This window comes from Actinomadura sp. NPDC048021, from assembly GCF_040653135.1.
Taxonomy (GTDB): Bacteria; Actinomycetota; Actinomycetes; order Streptosporangiales; family Streptosporangiaceae; genus Spirillospora; species Spirillospora verrucosospora.
This window is the reverse complement of the sequence record NZ_JBEZJQ010000015.1, coordinates 128,468-143,696: the sequence shown is the minus strand read 5'-3', so window position 1 is coordinate 143,696 and position 15,229 is coordinate 128,468. Positions and strand designations below refer to the sequence as shown.

Below are 15,229 nucleotides of genomic sequence, written 5' to 3'. Positions count from 1 at the left end.
CTCACTGTGGAAGTCACCTTCCCTGGACAGGCCCCGCCCGGTTGGCAGGTGGCTCTGGGCTTCAGAGTAGCGGGTTGTCGACCCGCTGTCTTCTCGCTGCTTGCAGCCTTCAACCTATACTCAAAAATCAAGACATCCCAGGTCAGGCTAGGTTCTACCCCACTTCCACAAGGTTCCTACGTATTGTGACGACACTGAGTATGCATGGACCCTACGACAGTCACAACCGGTGAAACCGGTGGGGATTGAACCGTTCCAACCTCCGGGGAAACCCCTGTAAACCTCAGATGAACGTTCAACGTCCCATGAGGCCCTTGCAGGTCAGGGGCGTTCAGCAAACGTTCAGCTAGCAATCGGTCATGCGTTCGAGGGGGTTCACCGGCCTTCGGGAGGTCCAAAACCCGTCACAGGCTGTCACTTACCGGCGGGTACCTCCGATTACTCTGGGCTCTGTGACATAGATCACACTGAGGGAGTGTGACGGGATCGCCGTTTGTCACACAGCTTGTATTAAGCCAAGGAGGGAGAGAGGAGCGAAGCTCCGAACGACCGACCGAAGAGACAAGAACTTAGTAATCAAGGGAGCCCCCCAAAGGGCTCCTACTAGATAGCTCTAGTTAGTTAAGGACCAGCCCTTAGAGGCTGGTCCTACTAGTTAGACGAGAGCCAGCCCTTACAGGCTGGCTCGTTTGGTTGAGGGAGGTGTGTTCGTTGCACAGAGCGCCAAAGCTCTGCGCCCGCTGCAACAACGTAGCGACGGGTGGCGCCTACTGCGACGACTGCCGCCCCAAGCCCTTCGCAGGCGCTCGTGAGCGCTGGAAGGCCAACCAGCCCGGCAACTGGGCAACCCTCCGCAAGAAGGTCATCCGCAGAGCCAAGGGTCTCTGCGAGATTGATGACTGCACCGAGCCCGGTACCGAGGTTGATCACATCAACCCGGTAGCCGAGCACGGCCTCTGGACGCTGGACAACCTCCGGCTGCTCTGCAAGATGCACAACCAGGACAAGGCCCAAGAGGAGGCTCGAAGAGGCCGAGAGAGATCAAGGAAGCTGAGGAAGACCCGATGACCGTTGGCGAGCTGCGCGAGGCCCTGGAGGGCCTGGACGACGACCTACCCGTCATGCTCGATGACCGAGACTACGGACTGGTCGACGTGGACTACGTCGATGCGACGCCCGCTGACTCCCCGGTAGTGATCTGCTGACTTCCTTCTTTCATAACTAGGGCCACGGTTCGAGCGTTCAGTCGGCAAGCCGGCCCCTGCCGGCAAGCTCCCGTGGCTCGGGGTCCCTCGTTCCTCCTCTCCCGGCGAGGGACCCCCTCCACTCTTGCTCAGCTCGCAGCGTGTGAGTCGGCTAGCTGAGCACATGCGTAGGCAGACACTGGCGAGTCGCCCTGGCTGTAAACCAGGCGCCCTTGGCTGTGCTGGTTCGACTCCAGCCCTGCGCACCATGCGTCGGTAGCTCAACTGGTAGAGCAGCGGGTTCCAACCCCGAAGGTTATGGGTTCAACTCCTGTCCGGCGTGCTGGTCTCCATGTGGACCCTCAATACACATGGCAAATAGTCGTACCATAAAGGTAATGGGTCCGCTTTGGAAGCGGGAATATGTGGGTTCGAATCCCCCCGACTATACGACGCCTTTATCGAGGAAGTGGAATCCGTAAGCTGATCACTTACGAGCGGCGAGGCGGCTGGGACATCTCCTTGGTGCACAAGGGAGTGAATGCCAGCGTGTAGATAAAGGCATATTTTCGCGGCGTAGCTCAGTGGTCAGAGCAGCGGGCTCATAACCCGACAGCCCCTGGTTCGAATCCAGGCGTCCGCGACTCTTGGACCTTTAGCTCAGCGGGAGAGCACCTGTCTTACAAACAGGAGTGCCCAGGTTCGAATCCTGGAGGGTCTACTGTGGCCGAAGTGTCAATGGTTTGCACATCAGGTTGTGATCCTGAAAGAGAGGGTTCAAATCCCTCCGGTCACCCCGCCCATCTAGTTCAACGGATAGAGCACGAGGCTACGAACCTCGGAATCCGGGTTCGAATCCTGGGATGGGTACCTAGGTCTGTTAGCTCAACGGTTAGAGCATCGGCTTGTCACGCCGAAGGTTGCCGGTTCGAATCCGGTACGGATCGCCGAAGCGCTGTGGCTGAATGGCGAAGGCAGCAGGCTGCAACCCTGCTATGTACGGGTTCAAATCCCGTCAGCGCTTCCATGTGTGCCTAGCTCCAATGGCAGAGCAACCGGTTGAAGCCCGGTGCGTCCAGGTTCGATCCCTGGGGTACACACACAAGCGGGAGGTGTCGGTTCGAATCCGGCCCTGCGGGTCTTACGACCCGGGATGGTGTCAATGGCAGCACGCCCGTGAGGGGTCCATAGCTTAATTGGATAAAGTAACCGGCTCTTACCCGGTGAGATCTAGGTTCGAATCCTAGTGGGCCTACGGGGCTCCTCCGCGATAGGCGGCGGCGCCCACCATTGACCATTAGCTTAGATAGGCAGAGCGCTGGACTGTTAATCCGGGAGGCGCAGGTTCGAGTCCTGCATGGTCAGCTTTCCTCACTTAGCCCAATCTGGTAGAGGCGGCAGGCTTAGACCCTGCGCGTTGGGGGTTCGAATCCCTCAGTGAGGACTTCGGGATCTTAGCTCAATTTGGCAGAGCGCCGGCCTTGCAAGCCGGAGGTACAGGGTTCGAAACCCTGAGGTTCCACTTGGTCATTAGCTTAGTGGTGAAAGCACTCGTCTGATACGCGAGAGATCGTGGGTTCAACTCCCACATGGCCAACTTCGGGAAGACGTACGTCTTCCTCTATGGAAAGTGACATCGCAGTCGGTTGCGGTCCCCGTCTCGAAAACGGGTGGATGTTACGGCATTGGGGTTCAACTCCTCCGCTTTCCGCACGAGGCCCAGGCGGTACCTGAGACGTCAAGGTACGGGGGAGGAAAAACCCGCCACATGCCCTGTTAGCTCAATGGCTTAGAGCTACTGCCTTGTAAGCAGAGGATGTGGGTTCGATTCCTACACGGGGCTCTCTGGAGGATTCGTCAAGTGGTATGGCAGCGCGTTGCTAGCGCGTCGCGGGTGAAACCGTCCGGGGTTCGAATCCCTGATCCTCCGCCCATCGGCTAGTAGCTCAATGGACAGAGCGTCGCTCTCCTAAAGCGCAAGGTGCAGGTTCAAGTCCTGCCTGGCCGACTCAAGCCTCATTGGTCCAAAGGCAACGACTTCTGACTTCCACTCAGAAAATGCCGGTTCGAGTCCGGCATGAGGCTCCCATTCCAGGATCGTCTAACGGTAGGACGCCCGGCTCTGAACCGGATAATTGAGGTTCGAATCCTTGTCCTGGAGCGCATGGCCCCGTGGACTAACGGGAGGTCACGAGACTCTCAATCTCGGGGAGCGGGTTCGATTCCCGCCGGGGCTACTTACTTCTTTCATCTAGGACACAGGGGAGGTGTCGCATGGCGGGACCAGGGCGTATACCCAAGGACCCAGAGACCAGGGTTCGCCGCAACAAGGTGGACACCTCGCACCTGGAGGAGTACGCCGGCCCGATCGACCGGCGCCTGACCAAGCTTCCGAACCGCAGCTCGTTCTCCGCTGAGACCCAGCTCTACTTCGACGTCTGGGCGGACAGCGAGCAGGCGCAGTGGTTCATGCCTACCGACTGGCTGACGCTCCGCCGCATGGCGCGGCTGCACGAGAAGTTCATCCAGACCGGGTCCCACTTCGTCGCAGCCGAGCTGCGGCAGTGCGAGAGCCTCCTCGGCGCCACGATCGGCGACCGGATGCGGCTGAAGGTGGCTGCCCTCAAGGACCAGCAGAAGAAGGACAAGGAAGCAGGCCCGCCCACCATCGAGGCGGACCTTGAACTGTACGCGGAGCTGAACGACGACTAGGAGGTGAGCTGGTGGCGTACAACCCGGATTGGGATGCGCAGACCGGCAACCTCCCCAAGGGTGTGCCGACGCCTTACGAGACGCTCGGATACACGATCCTCCGCTGGTGTGAGACGTACATCGTCCAGCCGGACGGCGAGAACGCCGGCCAGCCCTGGAAGTTCACCCCCGAACAGAAGCGCTACATCCTGTGGGCCTACAGCATCGACAAGAACGGTCGCTGGAGGTACCAGAAGGTCTCCCTTCGCCGCTCGAAGGGCTGGGGTAAGACTCCCCTGCTGGCAGCCCTGGCCATCATCGAGTTCATCGGCCCCTGCCGCTTCGGGGGTTGGGCTGAGGACGGCACACCGATCGCCGTCCCCGTGCAGCTCCCCCTCGTCCAGATCGCTGCCGTGTCCCTGGAGCAGACCGCGAACACGCGGGACATGATCCGAGGGATGCTCTCGGAGAGCCCGGCCGAGGAGATCTACAACCTCGAAATCGGCAAGGAGCGAATCCAGTTCCGGGACGGTAAGCCGGGTCGGATCGAGCCGGTTGCGTCCAGCTCTCGCGGCCTGGAGGGCGCTCGCCCGACCTTCGTAATTTGCGACGAGACGCATCACTGGATTGTCAGCAACGGCGGAATCTACGTCTACGAGACTCTTCAGCGAAACGTCGACAAGACGATGCGCGCCGGCTCGCGCCTCATGCAGACCACCAATGCTTTTAATCCCAATGAGGATTCGGTTGCCCAGCGCACATATGACTCGTTCATGGCTGGCACTGGGAAGCTGCTCTACGACTGCCGTGAAGGCCAGCCGGTAGAGGACCTCAACGACCGCGACGCCGTGTATGCGGCGCTCAAGGAAGCCTACGGAGACTCGTACTGGGCTCCGATTGAAGGGCTTGTCGATCTGGCGACGGACCCCCTCACACCTAATGCGGTGTTCTGGCGCTTCTATCTCAACCAGATCGCGGAGAGTGCCGACAACTGGATCAACAAGTACGACTGGGAAGACGTCCTGTCTCTTGACGATCCGATCATGCCTGGCGACCAGATCGCAATTGGCTTCGATGGCAGCCTCCGATCAGACTCCACAGCGATTGTGGGCGCCCGCCTGCGGGACGGAAAGCTGTTCCTGATCCACCTCCAGGAGAAGCCGGATCATGACGACGACTGGCAGGTCAACACGTTCCTCGTGGACAAGGCGATGCGTCAGGCCGTCGAGACCTACAAGGTCGAATGGATCTGCGTCGACCCCTCGTACTGGCAGAACCTGGTCGGAATCTGGGCCCTCGACTTCAAGGAGAGGGACAGGGATGGGCGAGACATCGTCTTCGAGTTCCCACCCCAGCAGCGCAAGAAGATGGTTGCCGCTGTCGAGCGTTTCCACACTGCCGTGGTTCTCGCGCAAGAGATCTGCCACGACGGCAATAGCGACCTGACGCGCCACATCATCAACACGGTTACCTACGAGGTTCCGCAGGGTTTGCTCATCACCAAGGAAAATCCGAACAGCAAGAAGAAAATCGATGCCGCAATGGCGGCGGTCCTCGCCTATGAGGCTCGTGGTCTCGCCATTGAGGACGGACGCATGAAGGTCCGTCGCAAGGCCCGAATGCGAACTTACTGATAGTAGATAGCGAGTAGAGAAAGGAGGTTAGTCATTCGTACGAAGCCGCAGTCACCACTTGAGTGGATTGACTACATGTCCGGCAACTTGCATGTGCAGGCTGCCAAGGGCCGCAAGTACACCGAGTACTACGACTCGGAGAACACCGTCCTTTCCTACGCTCAGGAGAAGTTCCGCGAGATCTTCGGGGATATGTTCCGAGGCTATCGGGACAACTTCGCGCCTCTGATTGTCGACTCCATCTCGGAGCGCCTGACCGTCAAGGGCTTCCGCATGGGTGGCGAGGAGAAGGCCGACCAGGACGCCCTCAACATCTGGCAGAAGAACTACCTCGACGCTGACTCCAACGCGGCGATGATCGACGCGATGGTCCAGGGCTCGGCCTACCTGATCGTCTGGGGTGACGACGACGACGAGCCTGTCATCACACCCGAGTCCGCCAACGAGGTCATCGTCCAGTACGCACCTGGGAGCCGCCGCCTCATCGAGGCCGGCTACCGCGAGTTCCAGGACGACTGGGGAGAGATCCACTCGACCCTGTGGCTACCTGACGGCGTTTACACGTCCATCAAGGGCTCCAACGACTGGAGCGATCCCGAGCGCACACCCAACCCGCTCGGTGTGGTCCCGATCGTCCCTCTGCTGAACCGCAAGCGGCTGAAGCAGCAGCCTTTCTCTGAGCTGGCGGCGATCCTGCCTGTGCAGGACGCCATCAACAAGGTTTCCGCTGACGCGATTGTCGCGTCCGAGTTCGCGGCCTTCCCGCAGAGGATCATCACCGGGCTTGAGCCTTTCGAGGACAGCGACGAGGAGCGTCAGGCGATGCTCCGCGCCTACGTCGACCGAATTCTCACCTTCGACGGAGAGAATGTCGGCACGGATCAGTTCGCTGCTGCTGATCTCGGTAATTATGTCAAGCTCATTGACATGCTCGTCCAGCACATGGCGAGTCAGTCCCGAGTGCCGTTTCATTACTTCCTGCTGAATGGCGGTCAGGCTCCTTCTGGTGAGTCGATTACTGCCGCCGAGGCGGGCCTTGTGGCTAAGGCTCGCGAGCGAATGCTTCATTTCGGTGAGTCCTGGGAGCAGGCTATGCGTCTTGCTTTCCGGGTGATGGATGACCCTCGTGCCGAGGCGTGGGACGCCGAGGTCATTTGGGGTGATCCTGAGCACCGCCAGAGGGCGACACTCATTGACGCCCTTGGCAAGGAAAAGGAAATGCTGGATGTTCCGAAGCGTCAGCTTTGGGAGGAGGCGGGTTACTCGCCGCAGCAGATCGAGCGATTCACAGAGATGAAGGAAGATGAACTCAAGCAGGAAGCCGAGTGGCGCGACAAGTACGGCCCGCCGGAAGACGAAGTCCAGCAAGGCGGACAAGGCGCAGGCTCAGGAAAGCCAGCAGCCAACGCCACCACTGAGCGACAGAAGGCTAAGGCGAGCAAGTAGGCACGCCCGCTAACCAAACGCTTCACCCCTCACTACCTACGAAGACCCAATGGCGAGATGCCGGGTCTTCTTTTTTATTCCGAGATGGAGATCCTATGAGTGAGCAGTCGACCGAGCAGACGCAGGTTGAGACTGAGCCGGTAACCGAGGAGCCGAAGGGTCCACAGACCCTGGAGGAGGCTCTTGCGCAGATTGCCGAGCTGGAGAGCAAGGCAGAGAAGTACAAGTCCCTCGCCCGCAAGGAAGAGGAGAAGAAGAAGGAGAACTGGGACAAGCTTCAGGAGCTGGAGAAGGCCAACCTTTCCGAGACGGAACTGGCCATTCGAGAGGCTGAGGAGCGTGGCCGTACCGCCGCGATGGCTGAGTACGAGAACCAGCTCAAGCACACGAAGCTTGCCGCCGCTGCCGCTAAGGCCGGCGTCCCCGATGAGGTTCTGGGTCTCCTGGACCCGAGCAAGGTCTTCACCCCTGAGGGTGAGCCGAACCTCGACCTTCTGACTTCCCTTTCGGGCAAGCAGCGCAAGTTTGAGAAGAGTGCGGCTGATCTGAATATCGGCGCACAGAGCAATGCGAACGCCGGACAGCTCACTCGCAAGGATCTCACTGGCATGACTGCCGCACAGATCATGAAGGCCCGTGAAGAGGGCCGTCTCGATGCGCTCATGAAGGGACAGCTCAACTAACCCCAGACCCCTTTGCAGGGCTCCACGAAACATCGTGGGGCCCTTTTTGTATGCGCTAAAGGAGAACCCACATGGCCGAGGCGTTTGCTAACGGCACTTTCAAGGACAGCAAGGTCGGGCACCCGCTTCAGGGTACTGACAACCTGTTCATTCCGGAGCTGTGGACTGCGCAGCTTCTTCAGGACCTTGAGGCTTCCCTGATTCTGGGATCGTCGCTGGTCACCAACCGCAACTATGAGGGCGAGTTCCGCCGTAACGGCGACGTGCTTCACATCCCTCACTTCCTCGACACCGTGAGGGACTTCGGAACCAAGAAGGCGTACGACGCTTTCGCGGCCGGGGAGATGGACCACGCCGAGCTTGAGTACATCAAGCTCACTGTTCAGAAGGGCAGCTCGTTCCGTTTCGAGACTGACAGCCTTCACCAGCTTCAGACTCAGGCCGGAATTGACCTGATGAGCAACCTGGTTCGCCAGCGTGCCCGGGTGACTGCTCAGGCGATTGACTCGCTGGTTGCGCAGACCATCACGGCTGCGATTCAGGGCAAGGACCTCAACTCCACCACAAGCAAGACGGTCCCGACGACTCTGGCTGCGTTCAACGCGCTGACTGACCTTCACGGCTCGGTCACGCAGCTTCCGGTACCGGCTGCGAACGGTGTCTACAACACCGTTGTGGACATGGTCACTGAGCTGGACAATGTCTCGGCTCCGCTGGACCGTTACCTGATCATCGCGCCTTCGGTGCGGGCGAACCTTCTGAAGGACCCGAACTTCACGGACGCCTCCAACTGGGGTGGAACTCCAGTGATGCCGACTGGCTCCATCGGAGTCATTCTCGGCGTTCCGGTGTACGTGTCGAACATCCTCGCCAACACTTCGGCCTCCTCGGGCAAGAAGCTGGTGAAGGGTAACCACACTGGCGCCAAGAACATCTCCATGCTGATGGGCTCGATCAACGCGGTTTCGCTGGTCATGCCTCACGCGGAGATGGCTGCGTACAACCCCGAGGACGGCTTCACCTCCGCTGTGAAGTCGCGTCTGATCTACGACGCGAAGGTCATCCGACCTGAGCAGCTCGTGGTTGCGGGTGACTACGCGAAGCCGACTGCCTGATCTGATGTTTGAGAGGGGCCCTTCGGGGCCCCTTTCTTTTGGAGGCCCTTGTGCTTATCACTGCTGACGAGGTCTCCGTCCAGACGGGCCAGACCTACACCGGAACTGACCTAGACAAGGTCAATTCCTTCATCCAGAACATCTCCGATGCGATCGAGGTGTACTGCCGACGCACCTTCTCGGACCCTGTCCCTGGTGCCATCAAGGCGGTTGCTCTCCTGGAGGTTCGCCGGCTGCTGAACAGCGAGCCCGGTGTTGCCAACGAGAAGATCGCCGACCTGTCTACTGGCTACGCCTACGGCGGTGGCGCTGTGCTGCTGTCCAACTCGGCGAAGTCAGACCTTCGGGCGTACCTGCGCTGGAAGCGACCAGGTGTCGGGTCCATCCGGGTGTTCAGCCCCTACTACGTGTCGATCCTCCAGGCGCCAACCGTCTCGGCCCCGGTCGAGGCGACCGGTCCTGACGACATCGTGATCTCGGGTCGAACATGCAAGGAGGGCCTGGTCCAGGTCCAGTACAGCGTGGATGGCATCCAGTGGGATGACGTCGTTTACACGCAGTCCTCGGACATCAGTGACGGCGAAGCTCCGTACTGGCAGGCCATCTACCCGGCCCCGGCTACGTCGGGGGTTTACCGTTGGAGGGCGCGCCTCAACTACGACGGCGATGTCTCCAGGTGGTCGCTGGCTGTCTCTACTACCTACACGGCGGTGTGAGATGGCGATCCTTGACAAGGCCAACGAGGAGGTCAGGGCGTACCCCATCAGGTACGCCGATGACGGCTACGGCGGAACGTACCCCACCCATCTAGACGAGACCGGTACTCCGCTCACACCCACGATCTTCAAGGCGTTCATCCTGCCAGTCGGCTTTGCCGGCGCGGGATGGGCGATCGACTCCCGCATCACTGCCCAGGGCTGGGCTGACGTCAACCGCGTCCGTCTGATCTTCAAGCCGATCAACGGCCAGGTCCCCACTGACAAGTGGGGCCGGCTGGAGTTCCGGGGTTCGGAGTGGACGGTGCAGGAGGACCCTCGGATCTTCCGAGGCTTCCGGCGTTCCCAGGACTACGTGACCATGACGGCCGAGCTGCTGGGGGGCGCGTGATGGCCTACGTAAGAAACAACCTGAACGAAGTCATCGCCGAGCTGCCCGGGGTCCAGGCCCGTGTGAGCAAGCAAGCACACCTGCTGGAGTTCCGGATCAAGAACCTGATCCGTCCGCACAGCAGGACGGGCTATCTGGTCTCGTCCGTTGGCGTCGAGCGCGCCAACTCGAAGGACTACTGGGTGTACGTCGGGGCGCGGTACGCGGCCCCCGTGAACTTCGGCTTCACCCACAACTGGACCAAGGAACGCATCGAGGGGCTGCACTTCATTAAGGGGGCTGTGTATGGCTGATCTGCCGAAGCTCCCAGACTCTGAGGCGCTGGCGCTTGACCTCCTGAACTTCTATCTCCCCGGTGAGGCGACCTTCACGGTCACTGCTCCGAACGATTGGAGCAAGGCCATGCCGATCGTCTGGGTGGTGAACGTTGGTGGCAGCACGATCAATCACCGAGTGGATCACGCGGTTCTCTCGGTGTCTACGGTCGCATCGCATCGGAAGGTGGCTTCCGTTCTAGCGCGTCGAGTCCAGTCCGCTTTCTTCCAGGCTCGCAAGGACAACTTCTTCTCGGACAATGGCGTCCTGTCTGAATTCGAGACGATTAAGGGTCCTCAGCTCGACCGCGACGGTCTGACCGGCAAGCATCCGGACTCGTTCAACTTCGACGCGACTTACGACGTCTGGGCCCGAGCCCGAGACTGACCCATCTTTCTTCTTTCTGAGCCCTGCCATCGGCGGGGCTTTCTCTTTTGCTAGGAGGCCCTAATGACAGACGCCCCCGTGCTACCGAGCACTGGGTATGTGTACGTCGCCCCCGTTGGCACTGCGATGCCTACTCTGCCGATTGCCAACCCGAAGGTACCTGGTACGGGCTGGACTTCGATTGGTAACACGTCGCTTGAGAACGGCATCAGCCGTGAGGTCGACGGTGACGACCCTGAGGTTCTCGGGTCGTGGCAGAACCCGGCCCTGCGCACTACACGCCCGGTGAAGACCCGAAGCGTGTCGCTCAACCTCATGGACTTCACCGTCGATGCCTATTCGCTGTACTACGGCGGAGGTGTCGTTGTCGGACCGGACGGCGTGACGCCGGCCACTGAGACCGACACCGTGAAGGCGTTCCAGATCCCTGCGAGTTCTGTTCCGCAGGAAAAGGCGCTGCTGATCATCGCGGTTGATGGCGAGTACCAGGTTGTCGAGCACTACGGCATGGCGTCCATCACGGGTGCTGACGCGATCGAGTACGACCCGACCGCGCTGGCTGAGATCCCGGTGACTGCGACCACGCTGAGCGCTGATGGCACTGACTACACCGGAACCATTTCGGAGCGGCTGAAGTACACCGCCTGATCTGACCCCACTACGACCCTCGGTCCCTGCTTGCAGATGGCAGGGACCGAGGGTTTTTTCGTCCATCTGCACATCTGCGTTGAGAGGAAAGGTAAGCCGAGATGGCTACTCTAAGCTTTGCTGATCTGAAGGCGAAGGCCGAGGAGACACAGAAGGAAAACGGCCTGGTCTTCATTGCGAAGGACGGTAAGGAGATCCTCCTTCGCCCACTACTTCACCTGTCCAAGACTGAGCTGAAGAACGCTCTGGCTCACGTGAAGGTTATCGAGAACGAGGACTTCGACTTCGAGGTCCGCCTGGATGCAATCGACCAGATCCTCGTTGTTGCTGCGGACCGCAAGGACGCGATGAAGAAGTCCCTTGCGGATCTACCGACCGAGTCCCGCATGGAGATCTTCTCTGCGTGGATGGAGGCGGCTCAGGGCCCGGAAGCATCAAGCTCCACGAGCTGATTGAGAAGCACGGCGGGGAGATCTACGCGGATCTCCTCGCCCGCTACGGGGTGGACATTCACGGGATCTTCGACGGATCTCTTCCCCCTAAGCACGCTCTCGCGCTCGTGGAGGCACTTCCACTTGACTCCGCGACGGTTCTTGCAATGCGGGGTGGCCCCGATTTCTACGGCTGGGACAGGCACGCATACCTGATCGCTGACCTGATCGACGCTGTTCTTCACCTTCACCACGTGACGGTGGCAGCCAATTCTAAGAACCCGAAGAAGGTTCCCGAACCTGACCCGTATCCGCGTCCAAAGCAAAAGGCGGCCAGGGAGCCAGACATTCTCCTCCGGAAGCTGCGTGGAGAAAACGTCAAGACAAACACGGGGGTCGGGCCAGGATCACTGATCCCGCTTCCGCCTCCTAAGCGATAAAGGAGGTGAAGGCATGACCGGTGGTGCCGGCGGGCACGAAGTCGAGCGGATTGCCGTCAAGGTCGTCCCAGATACCGGCGGATTCAAGGAGAAGCTGAAGGCTTTCCTTGAAGAGGTCGAGGCCGGTTCCAAGGTCGAGGTTGAGGTCGAGCTGAAGGGCGAGGCCGAGGCTAAGGCCAAGCTTGCGGAGCTGGGCAAGAACCTAACGGCGACTATCAAGGTCGAGCTGGAGAACCTCGCCGAGGTGCGAGGCCAGCTAGCGAACCTGGCCAGGCAGCGCACGCTGCACCTGGACGTCGATATCGACACCAGTTTCGCCAAGGCCAAGCTCGATGAGATTTCCCGCAACAAGGGGCTTTCAATCCAGGTTGACCTGGACCTTCAGAAGGCCCGCATTGAACTGGCCGTGTTCCTGCGTCCTCGGACGCTGACTGTCCACATTGATGTCGATCAGAACGCCTTCCGGCAGCTTCGGCTTCACCTGGCTCAGATGTCCATGCTTTCGCAGGGCATCGCTCGGCGATTTCAGGATATGGGCCGGACAGGGCAGATGGCTTTCCGGCAGGTGAGTGGAGCTGCCGGTCAGGCTACATCCATCTTCGGTAGTTTCCGAGCTGCCATTCTGCCAGTTCTGGTTGTCGCGGTCGGCCTTCTGGTCGCTGCGCTAGCAGGACTGATCATCGCCCTAGTCGCCGTTGTCGGCGGCATCCTTGCTGCCCTTCCACCGCTGGCATTTCTGGCTGCTGGACTGGTTTACGCCTTCAAGTCGGGCGATAAGCAGGCCAAGAGTTTCCGAAAGAGCCTCGGTGGAATCGCCAAGACCGCCAAGAGCGTGCTTGGTGCCGCAGTTCAGCCGATGATGCGGGAGTTCCAGAAGCAGATTCCGCTCGTTCAGTCGTGGGTCGCACATCTGCGAGGACCTCTGAAGACGGCTTTCAAGGAATCCTCGAAGTACATCGACGGATTCTCGTCCACGGTGATGGCATTCACTGACAACCTCCTAAAGGGCATCAATGATGCCCTGAAGGACCCGAACCTTCAGTACGCGGTTGCTGGCTTCCAGAACCTGATCGCCGATATCGGAACGGCGCTAGGCGAGTTCTTCAAGACTCTGGCGAGTGGCGGCTTTGAGTACGGCGAGACCCTGAACGCTCTAGGCGATTCGCTCATCAAGCTGCTCCCTGCGCTAGCGCGACTGGCGAACGCTTTTGCCACCGTCTCCCCCGGCATCATCGACGCCCTTACCGAAGCGCTGCTTTACCTGTTCGAAGTGCTTGGCAACCAGGGCAACCTGAAGGCCATTGCCGACGCAGCGAAGCTGTCGTTCTTCGTCATTGTCGGACTGCTCCAGGGGATCGTTCTAGCGGTTCGTTTCCAGATGCATCTCTGGAATTCGATGTGGGCCCTCCTTTCTGGCCTGGCCAGCAAGATCAAGAGTCTTTGGAACAGCCTGGTCAACTGGCTGAAGTCCAAGTGGAATGGGCTCGGCTCGTTCCTAACGGGGCGGACTTCGGGAATGTCGGCCTCGGTGAACGGAAGTTTCGCCGGAATGGTCAGCGGAATCGTTGGCAAGATCTCCAGCCTGGTCGGCAGGATCTCGTCTTTCTGGTCGCGAATCACTGGACGCACAAGTTCCGGGGCGAACTCGACTAGGGCGGCTGCTATTGGTCCTTTCGGAGGAATGGCCTCAGCCATTTCCGGGATCATGAGCCAGATCGTCGGAATCGTATCGTCCGCGTGGGCGCGCATTTCCGGAATCGTCTCCAGCATTGCTGGTGCCGTTGGTCGGGCCCGCAGTCTCGTAAATGGCCTAAGTGGTCTTGCCGGCAAGGTCAGCCCGTTCAATCTGTTCTCGGCTCCGGTCGAGGGGGACGGCGCGACGCCTTCGACCTTCAGCTTCGACCTTAAGCCACCGACCGAGCCCATGTTCTCGACTTTCAGTGGCCTGGATTCCCTCAGCAACAGCGTGGACGGCATGGCCCACGTCGACCGCAATCTGCGCCGGAAGTACCAGGGCTTCGAGGACCGACGCAGCGAATACAACTCCGGTCGCGACGCTGCTCAGAACGTCTACAACGTCGAGGTCAATGCTGCCCCGACGATTCCCACCGAAAAGACCATTGTCAAGGCGCTGAAGTACGCGGACGCGCTTTACGCACCAGCCTAAGGAGTTCTTGTGGACTACGCCCCAATGGTCACCCTGGAAGGGGTGGACGGCAGCCAGTTCGCCCTTTCCGCCAAGGGTGGCACGGGGAACATTTGGCTGAACAAGGGAGCCACCGGTCTGGACATGCCCGAGTGGGACGTGCAGACAGCCGAGTACCCGGTCCTGGACGGCGAGTACCCCATCGCCGTCCGGGGCCTGGCCCGAGAGATCTTTCTTCCCCTGACGGTGTGGGGTGACTCCCGCCCCCAGATGGTGGCCAACAAGCGCCGGCTGATCCGCGCACTGCCCCCCAACCGGATGTTCGCCAGGATGGCGAAGCTCATCGTCGCCGAGGCCGACGAGAGCGGGAACTACGAGCCTCAGCGCGAGATCGAGGTGTACTACGCCGATGGCCTCCAGGGCGACGAGGGCTCCGACAACGGACTGAGCTGGGGCAAGTACGGCCTGGTCCTGCGTGCCCCTGACCCGTTCTTCCGAGACCGGGCCGACACGGTCATCTCCTTCGCCAAGACACCTACCGCCCCGAAGCCGTTCTTCCCGCCCAAGGGTGAGGCTTTCGTCTCCAAGGACGGGCTAACCGGAGGCTTCAAGCTCTCCTCTGATCCCGTCTTCTCTCCCGAAATGACGATCCACAACCCCGGAGAGATCAGCGTCTTTCCGACGTGGAAGATCGTCGGGCCCCTGGAGGGGCCTTTCAATCTTGTCCGCGAGGCCACCAGCTATAGCCCGCAGGGTGTTCTGGTCGTCAACTCCATGTCGCTCGCCGTTGGCGAGTTCGTCACCATTGTCACCACCCCAGGCAAGGTAAAGGTCACCGCCTCCAACTCGTCTGCTGGCTGGTCGAACCTGACGACGAATCCTCAGTTTTGGGCACTGGACCCTGGCGATAACCAGGTGTCCATCCAGGGCCTTAATCCCGGACAAGAGCCTTCGTTCATGTCTGCCTCTTTCCGAGTCAAGTACCTGGGGATCTGATGAACC

16 protein-coding genes and 22 tRNA genes are annotated in these 15,229 nt (G+C 60.2%); all 38 read left to right on the top strand.

Features of this window, described 5'->3' with window-relative positions:
* Positions 1 to 711: 711 nt before the first annotated feature.
* The 38 genes from AB0C87_RS25130 (at position 712) to AB0C87_RS24945 (ending at position 15,223) form a co-directional block, all read left to right on the top strand.
* Positions 712 to 1,068: an HNH endonuclease signature motif containing protein gene (locus AB0C87_RS25130; protein WP_360579772.1), complete on the top strand. Its 357-nt coding sequence runs from the start codon at positions 712 to 714 to the stop codon at positions 1,066 to 1,068.
* A complete protein-coding gene (locus tag AB0C87_RS25125) occupies positions 1,065 to 1,205 on the top strand; it encodes a hypothetical protein (protein ID WP_360579770.1) in 141 nt (46 codons plus the stop codon). Before AB0C87_RS25130 ends, AB0C87_RS25125 begins: the two co-directional genes overlap by 4 nt.
* Before the next feature lie 165 nt (positions 1,206 to 1,370).
* Positions 1,371 to 1,453, top strand: a tRNA-Tyr gene (locus tag AB0C87_RS25120).
* 1 nt (position 1,454) lies between these two features.
* A tRNA-Trp gene (locus AB0C87_RS25115) sits at positions 1,455 to 1,527 on the top strand.
* A 35-nt stretch (positions 1,528 to 1,562) separates the two neighbouring features.
* Positions 1,563 to 1,634, top strand: a tRNA-Pro gene (locus AB0C87_RS25110).
* A gap of 120 nt (positions 1,635 to 1,754) precedes the next feature.
* A tRNA-Ile gene (locus AB0C87_RS25105) sits at positions 1,755 to 1,828 on the top strand.
* Between the two features lie 5 nt (positions 1,829 to 1,833).
* Positions 1,834 to 1,905: transfer RNA gene (locus AB0C87_RS25100), tRNA-Val, on the top strand.
* A 2-nt stretch (positions 1,906 to 1,907) separates the two neighbouring features.
* A tRNA-His gene (locus AB0C87_RS25095) sits at positions 1,908 to 1,980 on the top strand.
* 2 nt (positions 1,981 to 1,982) lie between these two features.
* Positions 1,983 to 2,054, top strand: a tRNA-Arg gene (locus AB0C87_RS25090).
* A 4-nt stretch (positions 2,055 to 2,058) separates the two neighbouring features.
* Positions 2,059 to 2,131: transfer RNA gene (locus tag AB0C87_RS25085), tRNA-Asp, on the top strand.
* A gap of 4 nt (positions 2,132 to 2,135) precedes the next feature.
* Positions 2,136 to 2,211: transfer RNA gene (locus AB0C87_RS25080), tRNA-Cys, on the top strand.
* Position 2,212: 1 nt separating this feature from the next.
* Positions 2,213 to 2,284 (top strand) — tRNA-Phe (locus tag AB0C87_RS25075).
* Positions 2,285 to 2,365: 81 nt separating this feature from the next.
* Positions 2,366 to 2,439: transfer RNA gene (locus AB0C87_RS25070), tRNA-Lys, on the top strand.
* A gap of 36 nt (positions 2,440 to 2,475) precedes the next feature.
* A tRNA-Asn gene (locus tag AB0C87_RS25065) sits at positions 2,476 to 2,549 on the top strand.
* 4 nt (positions 2,550 to 2,553) lie between these two features.
* Positions 2,554 to 2,628, top strand: a tRNA-Leu gene (locus AB0C87_RS25060).
* 4 nt (positions 2,629 to 2,632) lie between these two features.
* Positions 2,633 to 2,706, top strand: a tRNA-Ala gene (locus AB0C87_RS25055).
* Positions 2,707 to 2,708: 2 nt separating this feature from the next.
* Positions 2,709 to 2,781 (top strand) — tRNA-Ile (locus AB0C87_RS25050).
* A 27-nt stretch (positions 2,782 to 2,808) separates the two neighbouring features.
* Positions 2,809 to 2,896 (top strand) — tRNA-Ser (locus AB0C87_RS25045).
* 58 nt (positions 2,897 to 2,954) lie between these two features.
* Positions 2,955 to 3,027, top strand: a tRNA-Thr gene (locus tag AB0C87_RS25040).
* 4 nt (positions 3,028 to 3,031) lie between these two features.
* Positions 3,032 to 3,114: transfer RNA gene (locus tag AB0C87_RS25035), tRNA-Ser, on the top strand.
* A 5-nt stretch (positions 3,115 to 3,119) separates the two neighbouring features.
* A tRNA-Arg gene (locus AB0C87_RS25030) sits at positions 3,120 to 3,192 on the top strand.
* Between the two features lie 5 nt (positions 3,193 to 3,197).
* Positions 3,198 to 3,269, top strand: a tRNA-Gly gene (locus AB0C87_RS25025).
* 5 nt (positions 3,270 to 3,274) lie between these two features.
* Positions 3,275 to 3,345: transfer RNA gene (locus AB0C87_RS25020), tRNA-Gln, on the top strand.
* Between the two features lie 5 nt (positions 3,346 to 3,350).
* A tRNA-Glu gene (locus AB0C87_RS25015) sits at positions 3,351 to 3,421 on the top strand.
* A gap of 94 nt (positions 3,422 to 3,515) precedes the next feature.
* Positions 3,516 to 3,896 (top strand): hypothetical protein, encoded by a 381-nt coding sequence (locus tag AB0C87_RS25010; protein ID WP_360579768.1) that lies wholly within the window; start codon positions 3,516 to 3,518, stop codon positions 3,894 to 3,896.
* A gap of 11 nt (positions 3,897 to 3,907) precedes the next feature.
* Complete coding sequence (locus tag AB0C87_RS25005; protein WP_360579766.1) at positions 3,908 to 5,509, top strand: hypothetical protein; 1,602 nt, start codon at positions 3,908 to 3,910, stop codon at positions 5,507 to 5,509.
* 75 nt (positions 5,510 to 5,584) lie between these two features.
* The gene (locus AB0C87_RS25000) at positions 5,585 to 6,955 is read left to right on the top strand and encodes a phage portal protein (RefSeq protein ID WP_360579764.1); all 1,371 of its coding nucleotides are present in this window, start codon (positions 5,585 to 5,587) and stop codon (positions 6,953 to 6,955) included.
* A 95-nt stretch (positions 6,956 to 7,050) separates the two neighbouring features.
* Positions 7,051 to 7,638, top strand: a complete 588-nt coding sequence (locus AB0C87_RS24995; RefSeq protein ID WP_360579763.1) for a hypothetical protein — start codon at positions 7,051 to 7,053, stop codon at positions 7,636 to 7,638.
* Positions 7,639 to 7,709: 71 nt separating this feature from the next.
* Positions 7,710 to 8,753, top strand: coding sequence for a hypothetical protein (locus AB0C87_RS24990; protein WP_360579761.1), 1,044 nt, complete (start codon positions 7,710 to 7,712; stop codon positions 8,751 to 8,753).
* A gap of 50 nt (positions 8,754 to 8,803) precedes the next feature.
* On the top strand, positions 8,804 to 9,469 hold the full coding sequence (locus AB0C87_RS24985) for a hypothetical protein (protein WP_360579759.1): 666 nt from the start codon (positions 8,804 to 8,806) through the stop codon (positions 9,467 to 9,469).
* Position 9,470: 1 nt separating this feature from the next.
* Positions 9,471 to 9,860: a hypothetical protein gene (locus AB0C87_RS24980; RefSeq protein WP_360579757.1), complete on the top strand. Its 390-nt coding sequence runs from the start codon at positions 9,471 to 9,473 to the stop codon at positions 9,858 to 9,860.
* Entirely contained in the window at positions 9,860 to 10,153 is a 294-nt protein-coding gene (locus tag AB0C87_RS24975) for a DUF5403 family protein (RefSeq protein ID WP_360579755.1), read from the top strand. The genes AB0C87_RS24980 and AB0C87_RS24975 overlap by 1 nt, the downstream gene beginning before the upstream one ends.
* Complete coding sequence (locus AB0C87_RS24970) at positions 10,146 to 10,562, top strand: hypothetical protein (protein ID WP_360579753.1); 417 nt, start codon at positions 10,146 to 10,148, stop codon at positions 10,560 to 10,562. The genes AB0C87_RS24975 and AB0C87_RS24970 overlap by 8 nt, the downstream gene beginning before the upstream one ends.
* Before the next feature lie 126 nt (positions 10,563 to 10,688).
* Complete coding sequence (locus AB0C87_RS24965; RefSeq protein WP_360579751.1) at positions 10,689 to 11,210, top strand: hypothetical protein; 522 nt, start codon at positions 10,689 to 10,691, stop codon at positions 11,208 to 11,210.
* A 101-nt stretch (positions 11,211 to 11,311) separates the two neighbouring features.
* Positions 11,312 to 11,662, top strand: a complete 351-nt coding sequence (locus AB0C87_RS24960; protein WP_360579749.1) for a hypothetical protein — start codon at positions 11,312 to 11,314, stop codon at positions 11,660 to 11,662.
* Complete coding sequence (locus AB0C87_RS24955; protein WP_360579747.1) at positions 11,614 to 12,081, top strand: hypothetical protein; 468 nt, start codon at positions 11,614 to 11,616, stop codon at positions 12,079 to 12,081. Before AB0C87_RS24960 ends, AB0C87_RS24955 begins: the two co-directional genes overlap by 49 nt.
* Before the next feature lie 13 nt (positions 12,082 to 12,094).
* Positions 12,095 to 14,248: a hypothetical protein gene (locus AB0C87_RS24950; RefSeq protein ID WP_360579745.1), complete on the top strand. Its 2,154-nt coding sequence runs from the start codon at positions 12,095 to 12,097 to the stop codon at positions 14,246 to 14,248.
* A 9-nt stretch (positions 14,249 to 14,257) separates the two neighbouring features.
* Complete coding sequence (locus tag AB0C87_RS24945; RefSeq protein WP_360579743.1) at positions 14,258 to 15,223, top strand: hypothetical protein; 966 nt, start codon at positions 14,258 to 14,260, stop codon at positions 15,221 to 15,223.
* Positions 15,224 to 15,229: the final 6 nt, after the last annotated feature.